The organism is Neobacillus sp. Fa239, assembly GCF_055395235.1.
Genome location: NZ_AP041611.1, coordinates 5,149,326 through 5,166,325, shown reverse-complemented (window position 1 = coordinate 5,166,325; position 17,000 = coordinate 5,149,326). Strand labels below are relative to the sequence as shown.

The following is a 17,000-nucleotide window of genomic DNA, read 5'->3' as shown; positions in this document are numbered from 1 at the left end:
TAGAAAAGGTTTTAAAAAAAACTGTAAGAAAGTGTGGGGGATCGAATGAAGTCGTTTCAAATTATAGTTGAAAAAAACGTCCCTTGTGAGATGCGGGATGGAGTTATTCTTTATGCGGATATTTACCGGCCGAATAGAAATGGTAGATTTCCAGTTTTGTTAACAAGGCTTCCTTACAGTAAAGACTTACCGTATTATTCTCATCGCTATTTAGATACGAACCGTCTTGTTGAAAATGAATTTGTCGTGATTATTCAAGATGTGAGAGGGCGGTTTCAGTCAGATGGTGAATTTCAACCCTTCAGACACGAAGCCGATGATGGTTATGATACGGTAGAATGGGCAGCTACGCTCCCCTTTTCAACAGGAAAGGTAGGCATGTTCGGTTTGTCGTATTATGGATATACCCAGCTCTTGGCTGCGACGAAAAAGCCACCACATTTGGCTGCCATTTTCCCTTCGATGACGTTAAATGATCAAAGAACCGGTGTTTCCTATCGAAATGGCGTTTATCAGCCGGGGTTTACGGAAACCTGGGCACTCGAATCGATTGTACCCGATTTATTAAGGCGAAAATTCGATAACTCATCAGAAAGAAAGGGGGCCATGCGAAAGCTTGCCGATTATCTTAATAGAATGGAGGATTTATATCAGTTTGCCCCGATTAATCAATGGCCTCCGTTAAAGGAACTAGAGGTTGCCGGCTATTTTTTTGAGGAATTGTCCCATCCTCTTGAAGATGGAGATTACTGGATGCAATCAAGCATTATGGATAAATATGAAGCTTTGCAAATTCCGGCCTTTCATTTAGGAGGCTGGTATGATTGCTTTATCGGTCCGACCTTAATGAACTATGTGGAAATGACAAAAACGGGACAACTTCAAAAACTGATTGTTGGTCCATGGGGACATGGATTATTTGCCTCCATTCAAGGCGAATCCTCCTTTGGTGTACAGGCATCAGGTGATTGGATTGATCTTGAACAAGACATTACAGATCTCCATATACGCTGGTTTAATCATTGGCTTAAAGGAATAGATACCGGCTTGGATACGGAGCCGCCGGTGAAAATATTTGTCATGGGCATCAATAAATGGCGGGATGAAATGGAATGGCCGCTAAAACGAATCCGTTATACTAATTTGTATTTGCATAGCAATGGAAATGCCAATTCAAAAAATGGCGATGGCTCCCTTTCGATGATTCCTCCTATGGATGAGGATCGGGATTCCTTTATATATGACCCTAAAAATCCTGTTTCAACAAAAGGAGGACGTACCTTGTTTGCCGGCCCGCTGACAATGGGGCCATTTGATCAACTTGAGATTGAGGAACGTCTGGATGTGCTCGTCTATTCGACCGAACCATTATCCGATGCAGTGGAAGTGACTGGTCCTGTGATAATGAAACTGTGGGCTTCTTCCGATGCAAAGGATACAGATTTTACAGCCAAGCTCGTCGATAAGGCGCCAAGTGGGAATGCTGTGATTTTAGCTGAAGGAATAGTGAATGCCAAATATCGGAATGGTTTCTATCCTGAAAAAGAATTGAAGGGTGAAGTCGTTGAGTTTGTTATCGACCTTTGGGCAATTAGCAATGTCTTTCTTCCTGGGCATCAGATCACACTTGAAATATCTTCAAGCAGTTTTCCTCAATATTTACCGAATCCAAATACGGGGGAATCCTTAATTGAGAGTAATAAGACAATAAAGGCGAAACAAACCATTTATCATAGTAAACAATATCCCTCACATCTAATTTTACCAATTGTTCCATTGAAGGAATCTTAACAGAAATAAAGAGGGTTGATGCAACAGAATCATTTCAATTAAGAGTAAAAAACCTCATTTAGATACATTAAGGCGAACCGTACCATAAGTAGTGATAAAGCAAAGCTTGGAATCTTAACGCTAGATATTGAAATATTAAAACGACTAATATAAAGTGAGGGAAGCCGTTCAATTTATATTAGTCGCTTTTTTTGTTTAAACTAGTAACCTCCTCACTTATGCCATTTGAGAAAAATATCGCCATCCTTTTGTGGAATATTACAAAAGGACACTGTTTTTTTCTGTTTTTCTAACAACGAAAAAATATTTTCAATATTCTATACTCATGAATGTATCAAATAAATGATGTGAGTCTTTAGGGATACTGTTTTCTGAATATTTAAATAGAATTGAATTTCACCCAGGAGAGATGCATGAATGAAACTTTTTCGTAAAAAAACGATTGGCAGTTTACTTGCTCAATCAGAACAAAAAGAAACAACTTTAAAAAAAGCCCTTGGCGCCTTTGACTTAACGATGTTGGGGGTCGGTGCTGTTATTGGGACCGGGATATTTGTCCTAACTGGTGTCGTAGCAGCACAGCATTCAGGTCCAGCGATTATTCTATCCTTTATCTTGTCAGGTTTAGCTTGTGTATTTGCTGCCCTTTGCTATGCTGAATTCGCCTCTGCTGTGCCTGTGTCAGGAAGTGCCTACACTTACAGTTATGCGGTATTTGGAGAAATAATCGCCTGGATTCTTGGATGGGACCTAATCCTTGAATATGGACTAGCCTGTTCCGTGGTTGCCAGCGGATGGTCCGGGTATTTCCAAGGGCTGCTTTCAGGGTTTGGTATTCATCTACCGACTGCTATCAGCAGCGCTTATAATCCCGCTCAGGGTACATATGTCGATGTTATGGCTATCGTGATTGTCTTGATTCTTGCCTTCATCTTAAACCGAGGAGTAAAGGAATCGACACGTATAAACAATTTAATGGTGATCCTGAAGATCGCTGTTGTCCTTTTATTTATCATAGTAGGTGTAAAGTATGTGAAGCCGGCAAACTGGACACCGTTTATGCCATTTGGTTTTTCAGGAGTTGTGAATGGGGCGGCTACCGCATTTCTAGCTTATATCGGATTTGACGCTGTTTCATCAGCTGCAGAAGAGGTAAGAAATCCGCAACGCAATATGCCTATTGGAATTATCTCGTCTTTACTCATTTGTATAGCCTTGTACGTGAGTGTATCGGCTATTCTCACAGGTATGGTGCCTTATACAAAATTAAATGTGAAAAATCCTGTTGCGTTTGCCCTTCAATATGTTCACCAGGATTGGATTGCCGGTTTTATTTCTCTCGGCGCCATTATCGGGATTACAACGGTATTATTTGTTATGATGTATGGACAAACTAGACTTTTCTTTGCAATTAGCCGCGACGGTTTGCTTCCTAAGGGGTTGTCTAAGGTAAATTCCAAAACAAAGACGCCGACGAAAAGCATCTGGTTAACGGCATTAATGGGTTCAATCTTTTCAGGCCTTGTTCCTATTAATCAATTAGCAGATTTAACGAATATCGGGACTCTGTTCGCTTTCATCGTCGTATCAATTGGTGTCATCGTGCTGCGTAAAACACACCCGGACTTAAAGCGCTCGTTTAAAGTACCGTTCACACCTGTATTGCCACTTTTATCGGTTTTATCCTGCGGCTACTTAATGGTTAACCTTTCATCCTTCACATGGATAGGCTTTGCTATATGGTTTGTCATCGGTCTCGTACTATATACGAGTTACGGGTATAAACATAGTCTTCTATCCAAACAGGTTATCAAGTAACGTGTTGTCCTATTTCTTTATTTATAAAGAATTTGTTGAAAAAGCAATTTTTTATCTCTAAAAGGATAAAAATTGCTTTTTTCTCTTGTGAAGAAATCTTTTTACAACAATGAGTAAACCTCATTTAGATGCATAACGTTGAACCGTATCATAAATAGAGGCAGTTTTATTGATTAAATTGTAAATATGTCATTATTTTTATTTGAAAAAGACAAGTCTAAAGCAATTCAATTGAACAGTCATTTACGATATAATATAAATTTAAAGGGGGTGCTTACAGATGGAGAATCACATACGATTGTCTGGTACTTCTTCCACTCATGCAAAGCCTATTATTGGAAAGGCGATACTTTGCATGGGGCGAAACAATTAATTTATCGCTGACAAGGCTTTTCTAATATTGGGCTTTGCACCTTATTTTTTCAAAATCAAAATAAGGGGCGGGCAAAAATGAAATATTTGAATGCAAACAACGTTTTACCTGAGAATTTAATCATGGAAATCCAAAAGTATGTACAGGGGGAAACTCTTTATATTCCTAAGCAGGAAACGGAGTACCGGAAATGGGGAACTTCAAGCGGAGGAAGGCGGCTGCTTGACCGACGTAATGCCGCCATTAGAAATTCCTTTATTAGTGGCAGCAGTATCCAGCAGCTGGCTGATGAGTATTACCTGTCAACTGAAACGATTAAGAAAATTATTTATTCACATAAAAAGTAGGTGAACGGCACTGGTGAAAATCTATCATCAGTGCTTTTTTGTGTAAAAAACGTTTCTAAGTTATTTTATCCATTTTATTCGTTTGCTGTATTTATTAAACTAAGGGTAGCAAAACGATTGGAGATCTACATGATGACCGAAAAATTCATTAAAAATGAACAGTTAAATTTTATAAAAAAACAAATTGCTTTAATTAAGGACAGTGTAAGAAAGAATGTACCCCCAAACGTTTTGGCAGCGGTGATTGACTTAGCCTATGCCAAAATCTTGGGCCTCTTTCCAAACGCAACATTGGAACAACAAGAAATGCTGGATCTTTCCAGACTTAAAACAGATAACGAATATGAGCAATATATTCGGCGTCTTTCTGCCTTTTTGCTGCCTTTTCCAATAATCACCGAGCAGCAACTCAAAAAAATGTTTCCGAAACAAAAAAAATTAAAGCTGCCTGATTTAGCAAATATAGATTGCAGCCAGCTAACCTATTTGAGCTGGAACGACCTAAGATCGAATAAAAAATTTATCGTTTATGAGCTTGAAGGAAAAATGGTCGGCATTGAATGTGAATTTACACCAACTAGTAAGAAAAATCTTTGTTCTTTCTGTAATTGTTTTGGTGAGGTTGCCTTTTTCTCTACCATAACAAAAGCAAAAAAATCAAAAAACCCGGATTATTACAAAGCCATCGGCAATCTCATTTGCGCTGACGGCAGCGAATGTAATAAAAAAATAACCAATGTCGAATATTTAACAGCTTTTTTTAAAGACTCATTGGGATTATGAAAACTATAGAAATGAAGTAAATGATTCGAAGCATTCGGTGCGATGTTGCAACGTGTGCTTTTTTCTTTCTCCACATCTTGATGTTAAAATGCTAACAAATGCAAGTTACTGTTTATAGTACTGTAATGATTCATTAAATAAGCACTCGTAAAATCCTATTTGATAAGGAGCTTTTGTTGTTTTTAGAGATTAATAGAAAACAAAGACTTTGGATTCGACAAAAAATTTTCTCGGAAATAAGAAAAAGTTCGTTTTTCCCAAGGGCCCGAATTGTTTTTAATCAATCGTTTGATTAAAAGGGAATGATGGAGTTTATGGTCGAAAAATAAGAAAAGTTTATTAATTTCTGCTCTTTTAAATCTTCAGTATTATTTTAAAAGTCAATATTAAATAAATATCACTATATGATAAAATAAACTAAATAGAAAAAATATCGTGGCATAATATATCGGGGGCCTGACCCCCAGCGCTTTAACGCTTTAATATGCCGGGGGTCAGACCCCAATCATAGGAAGGGGATTCCTGGTGAGTGTAAAAGTTAGAGATTTGCTGGATGATAAGTTTTTTGTTGGATATAAGATTTTAGCCGGGGCTGGCGGCCTTGACAGGGAGATTCAGTCTGTTTCCGTGTTTGACTCCCCAGACGGGTATATGTGGTACAGTGGCAAGGAGTTTGTGTTATCCACCGGGTATTTATTCATAGAGGATATTGAACTTTTTAAAAATGTAATCGATCATTTGGTCGAACATCATTCCGCTGCGTTAGGCATAAAAGTAAACCGTTTTCTAAAGCAAATTCCTGAAGAAATCCTGACATTGTGCAATAACTTGAATTTCCCTCTCATTGACATTCCTGTTGAACCTGCTTGGGCAGAAATCATCGATGCTGCAAATGCCATTGCCATGCATGGTTTTATGATCAGAATGAATAATGGGAAGAGGCAGCTAGGCTCTACCTTAGAAAGTCTTTATCCTGAAGTAAAGATAAATGAGTGCATGGAGAATCTCTCAAAGGAAATTGGTTTGCCCGTTTCGATTGTAGATTATTTGGAAGATAGGAATTTTCATTATCCGAGTGAGGAAAAAACAAACGAGCTTGAAAAAATACTAAGAGGTCTCGTAGAACCCAACTTTAACTATCAAAGAGAAAAAGTTTATGACAAAATCAATATTTATAGAATGAAAGATTTAGAAGATGGCCGGAATAAAAGCTGGATTATCATCCCGATCCAAGTGAATGATATTTTAGTGGGAAATTTGGTCGTGTGGGAAATGGGCAAAGAATTGGGCTACTTTGATTTTTCAGCCTTAAGGTTAACCTTTGAACTCCTTTTGTATATCTTTGCGCAAATGTTTTTTATGAACTCAAAGGAAGCAAATTTCCAAGATGATTTTATTCAAGAAATATTGCTGGAAGAAAGTGATCAGGAAAAGCTATTAAAAAAAGCAAAACATTTGGGTTGGGATGTTCGTAAGAAATATGTGTGTATCAGTTTTAAGCAATTAAATGACGGAATTAGCTTTGACGATTATCGTGGAGTGATCAATTCTTCCATAAGAAGGTTTTTTCCAAAAAGGGAGTCACCGCTAGGTTTGCACGAGGGGAAAGTGATTATTTTCCACCCAGTTGACGAAGAACTTGGCCAAGGCAATACGGAAGAGTTAAAAAAGAAATGCACAAAATTGATTGCTGCGCTTGAAATGGAAATTCCAAAAGCAAAAATAAAAGGCGGAATTGGCTATACAACCGATACTTTTTATCATTTAAAAAAGAGTTATATGGAAAGCGTGAAAACCGTTGAAATAGGCCAGTATATTTATCCGGATAAAAAGATGCTGTCTTATAAAGACTTAGGGCCTTTTGGATTTATTCATCTTCGTTCTTTTAAAGAAGACTTCAGTCACATGATCGAGAATATTTTACCTGTTTTACAACAGGATGACGGGGAAGAATTGATTTGTACATTAAAGGCATTTCTTGAAAGTAAATGTAATTTTAATTTAGCAGCGAAAAAATTATTTATACATAATAATACGGTAAGATATCGAATCGCAAAGATTCAGCAGCTTACTAAAATGGATTTAGAGGATCCAACCGAAAGATTAAAATTGGAAATCGTTTTAATGTTTGAAAAGCACTTAAATTTTTAATTAAGTGCTTTTTTTTATTGTTTTGTAAAACATATTTTTATTGCAACAATGCACAATTCTACAAAAATTACTGAAAATTTCTAAAAAACTTACAAAAGAAAGTGAAGATTATTGTCGTATTATATAAATTAAGATATTTCAGAAATGTGTGACAAATTAGTTTCCAAATAAGGTATACATATACTGCAAAAATATTTTCCATATTGGAAGGAGGAGAGGCAGTTGATCAGCAACTACCTATTCATTAACGGAGAGGTTATAACGGTCAATCCAAAGGATGAGATTCATCGTGCAGTTGCAGTTCAGGGGAAGGAAATTATTGCCGTTGGCAGTACAGAAGAGATTTTGAGATTGAAAGACGAAAAGAGCAAGGTGATTGATCTGAACGGAAGAACCCTTCTTCCAGGTTTTATTGAATCCCATCTTCATATCAGCCTGTATGGGACGAATCAATTATCTGTTTCATGCAAGGATGGATCTGTACAAACCATCGCTGATTTACTGGAGAAACTGAAGGAAAAGGCCAAAGAAACGCCAAAGGGTGAATGGATTCGTGCCTGGGGGTATAATGACCAAACCATCGCAGACGGCCGTTTTCCAACAAAAGAGGAATTGAACTCCGTTTCAACCGAACACCCCATTATCGTCGTACGGGCATGTAACCATATCTCAACGGTCAATAGCCATGCCTTACATATCGCATCCATTGATAAAAATACACCAGATCCTGAAGGCGGGAAGATTGTGCGGGGGGCTGATGGAGAGCCTAACGGATTGCTGCTTGAAAATGCCCATATGCAAGTGTTCCAAATAGCCGGGTTTACCCGCGACGAGCTGCAAAAAGCCCATTTGATTGCATCCGGGGATTTTGCTAAAAAGGGAATTACCTCTATCCATGATGCAACAGGGTACGGAGTGTCAAATATTGAAGCTCTTAAACAGGATTCTGAAAGCGGTATCATAAAACAAAGAGTTTACGCCATGGTCGGCGCGCTGAACGAGCCTGAAAAGGTGATTAAGCATTTTCTTGCAACGGATCTTAAAACGAAGGATGGAAATGACCGCTTTAAATATGGTCCAGTGAAATTATTCCTGGATGGAAGCAGCAGCGGTCCAACCATTTGGACGAGAGAGCCCTATGACAGTGACCCGAACAATTATGGCATCCATTATTATCAGCAGGACGAAATCGAGGACATTTTTATTCCGGCTCATCAAAAAGGGTGGCAAATTACTTCTCACGCCCAGGGGGATGCGGCTATTGACATGCTGTTAACATGCATTGAAAAGGCCAACAGCCTATATCCAAGAGAAGATACGCGCCATCGAATTGAGCATGCGGGAATTGCTCAGCCAGACCTCATTGAAAGGATGAAAAAGCAAGGCGTCATTCCAACTCCAAATCCGGCCTTCTTCTTTGAGTATGGTGATATTTATATTAAAAACTACGGGGAACGGTCCAGGCAAATGTATCCGTTACAAAGCTATATTGAGGCTGGGGTACCCGCCGCCATCGCGTCTGACTGTCCGGTGACAGATTTCAATCCGCTAAGGGGGATTCATAGTGCCATCACAAGAATCTCTCCATCCGGAAGTGTTCTCGGTGGAAAGGAACGAATCGGGCTTTTGGAAGCCATCCGGATGATTACTTGGAATGGGGCATACGCATCCTTCAGTGAAAATGAAACAGGCTCGATTGAACCAGGGAAACTGGCGGATATCATTATCCTGGATCGTTCCATCCTTCACGCAAAAACAGATGAAATCCCATCCATTCAAGTGGTTTGTACCATGATTGACGGTGAAATCGTCTACGCAGAACAGCTGGAAAATCGGGTGTTAACTCATTAGAGGGAGGTGATAGAGATGAAGATTAATATTGAAAGAGTATTCAAGGATTTGGACAGGATTGTTTCATTCACGAAGACCCCAGGAAAAGGCTGTACCCGTTTTTCTTTTAGCTGTGAAGATGGGCAAGCAAGGGAGTATTTGTTCACGCTGATGAAAGAGTTGGATCTTTCTATTAAGGTGGATGGATTTGGCAATATTCGAGCGACTTATGGTAAAAACATAGATCAGAAGCCAATCTTAATCGGCTCCCATATTGACACGGTTGCAAACGGGGGAAAGTATGATGGTTTACTTGGCGTTTTGGCAGCTTTAGAGACTATTAGAGTTTTGAAGGAAGAGAATGCCGAGCTTATCCGTCCCGTTGAATTGATTATTTTTTCCGAAGAAGAGGGTTCCAATTTTGGTGTAACCATGATGGGAAGTAAAGTGATGACAGGTAAATATTCGTTAGCTGATTTAAAGTCTATTAAAAACAGTGAGGGGAAATCCTGTTACGATCTTGTCAAAAATTTTGGGTTGGAGCTTGACAATATCGAAAATGAAACGGTTGGAAAAGACGAAATGGACGCGATGATTGAACTCCATATTGAACAAGGAGCCGTTTTGGAAACCGAAAATAAAACGATTGGGATTGTCCAGGCGATTGCCGGGATGAAAACCTATAAAGTGACGCTTGAAGGGGATTCGAATCATGCGGGGACAACCCCTATGCATTTAAGGTCAGACCCAATGGTTGGAGCTGCCAGCATCATCGCCCATCTTCAAAGTACTGTTAAGAACGGTGCCTTGCCAACGACGGTGGCAACGGTTGGGAAAATTTCCTGTGAGCCCAATTTGCCGAATGTCATTCCGCAGAAGGTCGAGTTCTTTGTCGATGTCAGAGATGTTGAGATGAAGGGAATCGATTTTGTAACGGAGTATCTTGCCGAAAGAGTAAGTGAAGTGGCAAAAGAACACTCACTCACAAGCGATATTGAACTGGTTGGTCAATCTGAAATTAAACAACTGTCCCCTCGTGTCATGAATGTGATTGAGCAGGAAGCAATTGCTGGTGGTTTCAGCTATAAGAAAATGAATAGCGGTGCCGTCCATGATGCTGCCCTCATGACAGACGTGACCGACGTTGGAATGATTTTTATCCCGAGCGTGAAGGGAAAGAGTCATTGTCCAGATGAATTTACCAAGGTGGAAGATATTGAGGCAGGATGTCAGTTAATGCTAAAGGCTGTCGCGTCTTTAGCCGTTAAAAAGCATGTCGTTCAAGAAATATAAGGAGGGGTTTTCAATGACCACTGAATTAGTTCATAGTGTCGAGAGTTTAGTGAATGAGGTAAAGGCTGAGGTTGTAAAGTGGCGCCGCTATTTACACGAAAATCCTGAGATATCCTTTCAGGAAGAAAACACGTCTAATTTTGTCTATGAAACTCTTATTTCTTTTGGAAATCTGGAAGTTTCCCGGCCAACCAAAACAAGTGTCATGGCACGCTTAATTGGCGAACAGCCTGGGAAAGTTTTGGCGATTCGTGCCGATATGGACGCTTTGCCAATCCAAGAGGAGAACACCTTTGAATTTGTCTCCAAGAATCCCGGTGCCATGCATGCATGCGGCCATGATGGACATACCGCCATCCTGCTCGGAACAGCAAAGATTCTTTCTTCGTTAAAAGCACAGATCAAAGGGGAAGTGCGTTTTCTGTTCCAGCATGCCGAAGAAACGCTGCCTGGCGGGGCTGAAGCAATGGTTGAGGCTGGTGTCATGGACGGGGTTGATTTAGTCATCGGAGAGCATCTATGGTCCCCTATCGAATTGGGCAAGATCGGCATTGGTTATGGGCCTGTTATGGCATCCATGGATACCTTCTACATTACCATCCAGGGAAAAGGCGGACATGCCGCGATGCCGCATCAAACGATCGACAGTATCACGATTGGAACACAGGTAGTCAATAATTTGCAGCAAATTGTTGCCAGAAATATTGACCCGATTGACCCGGTTGTTCTTTCTGTAACCAAATTTATCGGCGGAACCACTCACAATGTCATTCCGGACACTGTTGAAATTGTCGGGACAACCCGCACGCTCAATCCAGAAGTACGCGAAGGTCTTCCTAAACGAATGGAAGAAATCATTGAAGGGATTACAAAGGCGCATCAAGCGACCTATACCTTTAAATATGATTTTGGCTATCGTCCGGTTGTGAATGACCAGACCGTGACAAGTGTTGTGGAAGAGCTTGCCCGTAAAGTGGTGGGAGATGCAAATGTCGTTTCATTTAGACCGACAATGGGTGGAGAGGATTTCTCCGCTTACCAGCAAAAAGCTCCAGGTACCTTTTTCTATGTTGGTGCAGGGAATGCTGCCAAGGGCATTACTTATCCACATCATCATCCTAAATTTACTGTGGATGAGGATTCTTTTGAAATTGCTTTGAAGATGTTTGTTGAGGCTGTATTTAAGTTTAATTTGTAAGAAATATACTATTTTAGGAGGTAAAACAATGAAACTCCAGCATTTGCTTAGTCTATTGCCCTTTATAGGTATTCTTGTCCTGATGCCATTTGTCAATACAGTAAAGCCATATGTATTCGGCCTGCCATTTGTCTTCTTCTGGGTAGTCATATGGGTATTGCTTACAGCGATTATTTTGTGGATTGTTTATCGAATTGATCCTGTCAATAAGGAGAGTGAAGCCTAATGAATATTTCACTCATCGTCATTTTTGTCTTTCTGTTGCTTGCGGTTTTTCTAGGTGTGAGGGCAAAAAAAGGCCAGGACATGAACCTGGAGCAATGGTCGGTTGGAGGTCGCGGCTTCGGCGCCTTGTTTGTGTTCCTGTTAATGGCCGGAGAAATCTATACCACGTTTACGTTCCTTGGAGGCAGTTCATGGGCCTATGGCAAGGGCGGACCCGCTCTTTATATTTTAGCTTATATGACGCTTGCTTATGTTATTTCTTACTACCTATTACCGGCTATTTGGAAGTATGGAAAAGAAAAGAAGCTTTTATCGCAGCCTGACTTCTTTGCCAGCAAATATAACAGCCCAACCTTGGGTATTGTAGTAGCCCTTGTGGGTGTTCTGGCCATGGTTCCTTATATTATCCTTCAATTGAAGGGACTGGGGATCATCGTATCACTGGCTTCCTACGGTACTATTTCCAATACGGCGGCCATCTGGATTGGGGCCATCGCGGTCACCTTCTATGTCATGGTATCGGGGATTCACGGTTCCGCTTGGACGGCTGTATTAAAAGATACTATGATTCTAGTGATTGTAGCTATTATAGGAATCTATTTGCCTATCCATTATTATGGCGGAATCCAGCCAATGTTTGAGGCCGTTGATAAGGCACACCCGAATTTTGCAACGATTCCAGCTCAAGGAAATAGTATGTCGTGGTATATTTCCACCGTAATATTGACGTCCCTTGGCTTTTATATGTGGCCGCAATATTTTGCCTCTTCCTTCTCGGCAAAAAGTGCAAAGGTATTCCGTAAAAACGCCATGATTAGTCCGCTCTATGCTCTGCTAGTACTGTTTGTCTTTTTCGTCGGCTTTACTGCCATTCAGCAAGTTCCTGGCTTGCAGGGATCAGATCAGGACCTTTCTTTATTAAAGCTTTCGATCAAGTCCTTTAATCCATTTATTGTTGGCCTGATTGGGGCTGCAGGTTTATTAACAGCACTTGTTCCGGGATCGATGCTGTTAATGGCGGCTTCCACTTCGTTAGCCAATAACGTGTACAAACCTTTTGCCAAAAATGCGACTGACAAAAAAATCATCATGTTGGCAAAAATTTTGGTTCCTGTTATTGCTTTGATCTCTGTCTATTTCACCTTAAACGGCGGAAATACGATTGTATTGTTGTTATTAATGGGATATAGCTTTGTTACTCAATTATTCCCATCAATGGTTTGTAGTTTATTGAAGAAGAATTTTGTAACCAAGCAGGGGGCCATTGCTGGAATTATTGTCGGAGAAGTGACCGTCCTATATGTCACCATCACAAGTGCTACGGTTGGGACACTATTCCCGTCACTGCCACAGTTGATTAAAGACCTCAATGTAGGGATTATCGCGATGGTGTTAAACATCGTTGCCATGGTAATTGTCAGCGTTGTCACAAAAAAATCTAGCCTTCATCTGGTAAAACAGAAAGCTTCTTAATTGAGTGGGGTCAGACCCCCGGCGCTTTAACGCTTTAATATGCCGGGGGTCTGACCCCATTGTGGGCTGCGGGACCAGGTCGTGATAATTAGATTCGCAAATAAAAGGGTAAAATTCGCAAATAAAATCGGTTGATTCGCAAATAAGTAGGAATCGTGGGGAGAAAATGAAGGTCGGCAAACGACTTATCAGCGAATTTTTGAGCTTTATCAGCGAATCACATTAACATATGACCTCCATTAGATGGACAACAGCTCAACTCCTCGGAAAGATAAAAAAATCCCCCCACTTCCAATTAGAAGTGAGGGGATTTTGCGTTATGCATTCAGTTTGACCGCTTTTTCTTTGGCAGTTGTTTTAAGGATAAACGGAATTACCCAGCGGTCCAAGCCAATGCGGCCTGCGTTATAGCCAGCGGCAATAATGAAAGCTCCTAGTAAAATACATAATGGGTTCGTAGAAACAGTGCCTGCCATGACATAAGAGAAATTCATGACAAGAGCGAAGAACGTTGCAGCTGTCGTTAAGCAGCCAAGAATTAAGCCTAGGCCAACCAAGAATTCACCCAATGGAACAATGGTGTTGAATAGGTGGGCGTTTGGTAATGCAAAGTGTTGCAAGAAGCCTACATAAGTAGAATAAACGACACTGCCATCCGGACCTTTTACAGGATTTGCGATGGCGCCTTTTAGAAATCCGGTAGTGTCAAAGCCGCCGGCAGCCAGTTTGTGATAACCAGCCATTAAGAATTCGTATCCTAGATATAACCGGATGACTGTGAGAAGAGCTGCCGCAATTTTGTTCTCTCTTAAAAATTTGTTAAACATATAAAAGACTCCTTTATTAGTAAAATATGATCAATAACTTGATTACATTGTTATTATAATTCTTTTATCTTGAAATGAGTGTAAATTGTTCATCATTTCACATATCTGTCAATAAGGTATGAACATTTTTTTACGGAGGACCATGGGGAAGGTTCTGTCAGCTTTTTTGGCCCAAGAAATGAATAAAATTGGCCATGAGAACCGTCCACGTGGAGCCCTCACACGCAAACACGCCTGGTTCAAAACCAAGCATGTTTGATAATATTATTAAAATTTTGATGCGAGCCAAGCATGAACTTCCGGTATGCGGTTGACAATGGTGTAAATGAATAAAGACCATGGGACAAGCTTTATTATTCATTATTTAATAATTTTTGGATAACGAGGTTTGTTATATTCGGTACGATTTCCAGTGAGTAGGTCATTTCCATTCTTTCAAGTTTCTTGTGAGCATCTAAACCATATGGACCAATGTTAATAACAGGAACATTAATATCGCGGATATCTTGATATTCAACATAGTGTTTTGTGCCCCAACCTGGATTATTTTTTGAAACGGCGTTAATTCCATCTTCATCATCACTTAGGGCCATAAAACTCATATCAGAAATATATGGGAAGAAATTTCTTGTTACAATCGGATGGGGATACTTCGGCTGTATCTCAGCTACTGCATCATCAAGAGCATTCATTAAGTTAAGCTCATCAGTTGTTTTACCCGTCAGTTCAATCCTTGGTGAGTAGAGCGAAGAGTAAAATAGAATAATGGCCGGATTTTTATCCTTCATCCATTTCCATGATTCCTCGACTACTTTTGCGGCAAACATCCGTGTATCGAGCCCCGTATTTTCTAAAAGGCCTTGTTTAAATTCATTTATATGAGTGATGAATGTATCGCCGTTTTCTTCAATCAACAATTGCTCCATTTCTTCATAGGTCAATACTCTCGGCTTCCAAGGATGCTGGATAAACGGATGGCCGCTTATTTTACTGTATTGACGATATCTTTCTTCAAATGCTGCAAGCGTATTGGAAAAAGCGATCATGGCCTGCTCTTTTAGCTTGACTAATACATCTTTTGGAGACCAGGAATGGATGAAAAAGTTATAGTAAACATAGGCAGACAATGCTGTCTGGACGGTATAGGACGGTTTTATCAGTTTGTTTCAACGATACAGGCGGGATAGTCGTTTCCCCAAAAGCTTCGTTGCAAAGTTCAGGGTTATAGTTTATTTGTTTGGTAAGCTCGGCAGCAATAAAGTTAGGATCCAACCCTTCAAAAGCGGAACCAACATGTGTTTCTGCCCCGGTGATAAAGAAGGATGGAAGCAGTTTGCCGACCGTTCCTTTATAGATGTAGCGATTATCATCGCCATCATAGCGTGGCGAAACGAAATCAGAATTGATGGCTGCAATATAGTTAAAACCATGTTGGTTTTTCCAATTCTTCAAGGTTTTTAAAGCGGAAAGAACCCCGTGTGAGCTGTCTTCTTCGTCACATTCTGCTAATAGCAAAATGTTGCCTTCCAGTTGATCTGGATGCTCGGAATAATATTTTAATAGATAAAGATGGCTGGCTACCCCGCTCTTCATATCTAGGACGCCACGGCCAAATAACCAATCCCCGTGATCCAAATGTTCTTTGGCAGCGGCGGGCAGTTCTTCCTTTCTCAGTGCTTCCATCAGCTCATCTGGATTGCAAGCCTGCTCTTTTAATTGATTGAAGTCATCAATTCCGACCGTGTCCATATGGCCCATTAATATAATCGTTCGATTGCTGTTTCCCTTTATCCCTTTTACAAATGCCAAAACATTATAACGTTCGTGATCATCGTTGATAGTCTGCTCTATAGCTATGTAATCAGGGGTCTCTGAAAAGTAAGGTAACGAAGAAATGATCTGAAATAAAGACTGAGCAATCGTCTTTTCGCCCGTTGTGTTTACGATACTTTCAATGTTAACGAGCTGCTTCGTGAAAGCTAGTATATCGTCGCGGCATTGCAACATATGATTAACCCCTTTTTATAGTAAATTGTTTTTTTACAAAATGTATCTTTAGATATTATCCCATCAATTCTGGTGCCTGTCACCGCCCGGATTTTGCCGATGATCGATAGATTTTTATATTAATAGAAAGTGTTCGAATGGAGTTGCAACTGAAATTGTGAGGGGGGAGGTGATCAATCTGGAAAGCTAGGGATTGTTTGAAATAAGTTTAAGGGTAAAACAAACCTGATTGGAGTTCTCCAGTCAGGTTTGTTTTTTTATCAACGGGCAGGGCGAATCTCGGAATTAGATTATGTTAAGCACCCGATCAGATAGACGGAGAAATTTCTCTTAATAAGTAAATTGCATTGAAAATGGCTTAATTAGCCGGAGAGATTCCGTCTATTGACTCGAAAAACATGAAAATGGGGCCATTTTGCTTTGCCTAGTCGGAAAACATCCCCTTATTTACCCCGAAATGAGCTCCATTCTGCATTTAACCGAAAAATCTCCGCTTATTTTGCTGGTCACTCGATTAAGGACCTCTTAGTTTAAAAGAAAGTGAGTTTTATCTCATAAATACAATAAAACCTCATTTTAATGCATTACGGTGAACCGCATGGCAAGTAAGTGAGTGAGGTTTTATATTTTGAGATTATCGTCAACTTTAAACACTTCCTGTTATCGTGAGGGCATTGTTTTCGGTTTTTCGTAGGATTTCTAGCGCCTCACCAAATGTTCTTGATTTTGTTTTCATCGGATACACCTTTTCTTTTTTAGTGGTTTAATTTGAATAGGTCTTTTAAAAGAAAATTCAAGATACCTCTTGTAAATTCCTTTGGGTATCCATATTGTCCTCATTTTCGTAACATTTAGGGGAACGCATCCTTCGACCATTTTCTTAA

General features: G+C 40.1%; 11 protein-coding genes and 1 pseudogene. 10 read left to right on the top strand and 2 right to left on the bottom strand.

Going from position 1 to position 17,000, the window contains the following annotated elements:
• The first annotated feature begins 45 nt into the window (after positions 1 to 45).
• From ACZ5XR_RS25500 to ACZ5XR_RS25455, 10 genes are all read left to right on the top strand, one after another.
• The gene (locus ACZ5XR_RS25500) at positions 46 to 1,791 is read left to right on the top strand and encodes a CocE/NonD family hydrolase (protein WP_464499234.1); all 1,746 of its coding nucleotides are present in this window, start codon (positions 46 to 48) and stop codon (positions 1,789 to 1,791) included.
• A gap of 417 nt (positions 1,792 to 2,208) precedes the next feature.
• Positions 2,209 to 3,609: an amino acid permease gene (locus ACZ5XR_RS25495; RefSeq protein WP_464499233.1), complete on the top strand. Its 1,401-nt coding sequence runs from the start codon at positions 2,209 to 2,211 to the stop codon at positions 3,607 to 3,609.
• Between the two features lie 450 nt (positions 3,610 to 4,059).
• On the top strand, positions 4,060 to 4,329 hold the full coding sequence (locus ACZ5XR_RS25490) for a CD3324 family protein (protein ID WP_464499232.1): 270 nt from the start codon (positions 4,060 to 4,062) through the stop codon (positions 4,327 to 4,329).
• Between the two features lie 129 nt (positions 4,330 to 4,458).
• Entirely contained in the window at positions 4,459 to 5,112 is a 654-nt protein-coding gene (locus ACZ5XR_RS25485) for a FusB/FusC family EF-G-binding protein (RefSeq protein ID WP_464499231.1), read from the top strand.
• Between the two features lie 525 nt (positions 5,113 to 5,637).
• Entirely contained in the window at positions 5,638 to 7,263 is a 1,626-nt protein-coding gene (locus tag ACZ5XR_RS25480; RefSeq protein ID WP_464499230.1) for a PucR family transcriptional regulator, read from the top strand.
• A gap of 222 nt (positions 7,264 to 7,485) precedes the next feature.
• Positions 7,486 to 9,114 carry an amidohydrolase gene (locus tag ACZ5XR_RS25475; protein WP_464499229.1) on the top strand — a complete coding sequence of 543 codons (1,629 nt, stop codon included), beginning with the start codon at positions 7,486 to 7,488 and terminating at the stop codon, positions 9,112 to 9,114.
• Between the two features lie 15 nt (positions 9,115 to 9,129).
• Positions 9,130 to 10,386, top strand: a complete 1,257-nt coding sequence (locus ACZ5XR_RS25470; protein WP_464499228.1) for a M20 family metallo-hydrolase — start codon at positions 9,130 to 9,132, stop codon at positions 10,384 to 10,386.
• Positions 10,387 to 10,399: 13 nt separating this feature from the next.
• Complete coding sequence (locus ACZ5XR_RS25465; RefSeq protein WP_464499227.1) at positions 10,400 to 11,584, top strand: M20 family metallopeptidase; 1,185 nt, start codon at positions 10,400 to 10,402, stop codon at positions 11,582 to 11,584.
• A 28-nt stretch (positions 11,585 to 11,612) separates the two neighbouring features.
• Positions 11,613 to 11,810, top strand: a complete 198-nt coding sequence (locus ACZ5XR_RS25460; RefSeq protein WP_464499226.1) for a DUF3311 domain-containing protein — start codon at positions 11,613 to 11,615, stop codon at positions 11,808 to 11,810.
• Positions 11,810 to 13,282 (top strand): sodium:solute symporter family protein, encoded by a 1,473-nt coding sequence (locus ACZ5XR_RS25455; RefSeq protein ID WP_464499225.1) that lies wholly within the window; start codon positions 11,810 to 11,812, stop codon positions 13,280 to 13,282. Before ACZ5XR_RS25460 ends, ACZ5XR_RS25455 begins: the two co-directional genes overlap by 1 nt.
• 317 nt (positions 13,283 to 13,599) lie before the next feature.
• Here ACZ5XR_RS25455 and ACZ5XR_RS25450 read toward each other — a convergent pair whose 3' ends face one another.
• Together ACZ5XR_RS25450 and ACZ5XR_RS25445 are read right to left on the bottom strand one after the other, a co-directional pair.
• Positions 13,600 to 14,109: a DoxX family protein gene (locus tag ACZ5XR_RS25450; protein ID WP_464499224.1), complete on the bottom strand. Its 510-nt coding sequence runs from the start codon at positions 14,107 to 14,109 to the stop codon at positions 13,600 to 13,602.
• Between the two features lie 353 nt (positions 14,110 to 14,462).
• Positions 14,463 to 16,116, bottom strand: a pseudogene (locus ACZ5XR_RS25445) (M20/M25/M40 family metallo-hydrolase).
• Positions 16,117 to 17,000: the final 884 nt, after the last annotated feature.

Coding starts and splice junctions, on each gene's coding strand:
- ACZ5XR_RS25460 (WP_464499226.1), top strand. CDS start 11,613: ATGAAACTCCAGCATTTGCTTAGTCTATTGCCCTTTATAGGTATTCTT.
- ACZ5XR_RS25465 (WP_464499227.1), top strand. CDS start 10,400: ATGACCACTGAATTAGTTCATAGTGTCGAGAGTTTAGTGAATGAGGTA.
- ACZ5XR_RS25495 (WP_464499233.1), top strand. CDS start 2,209: ATGAAACTTTTTCGTAAAAAAACGATTGGCAGTTTACTTGCTCAATCA.
- ACZ5XR_RS25490 (WP_464499232.1), top strand. CDS start 4,060: ATGAAATATTTGAATGCAAACAACGTTTTACCTGAGAATTTAATCATG.
- ACZ5XR_RS25470 (WP_464499228.1), top strand. CDS start 9,130: ATGAAGATTAATATTGAAAGAGTATTCAAGGATTTGGACAGGATTGTT.
- ACZ5XR_RS25455 (WP_464499225.1), top strand. CDS start 11,810: ATGAATATTTCACTCATCGTCATTTTTGTCTTTCTGTTGCTTGCGGTT.
- ACZ5XR_RS25500 (WP_464499234.1), top strand. CDS start 46: ATGAAGTCGTTTCAAATTATAGTTGAAAAAAACGTCCCTTGTGAGATG.
- ACZ5XR_RS25485 (WP_464499231.1), top strand. CDS start 4,459: ATGATGACCGAAAAATTCATTAAAAATGAACAGTTAAATTTTATAAAA.
- ACZ5XR_RS25450 (WP_464499224.1), bottom strand. CDS start 14,109: ATGTTTAACAAATTTTTAAGAGAGAACAAAATTGCGGCAGCTCTTCTC.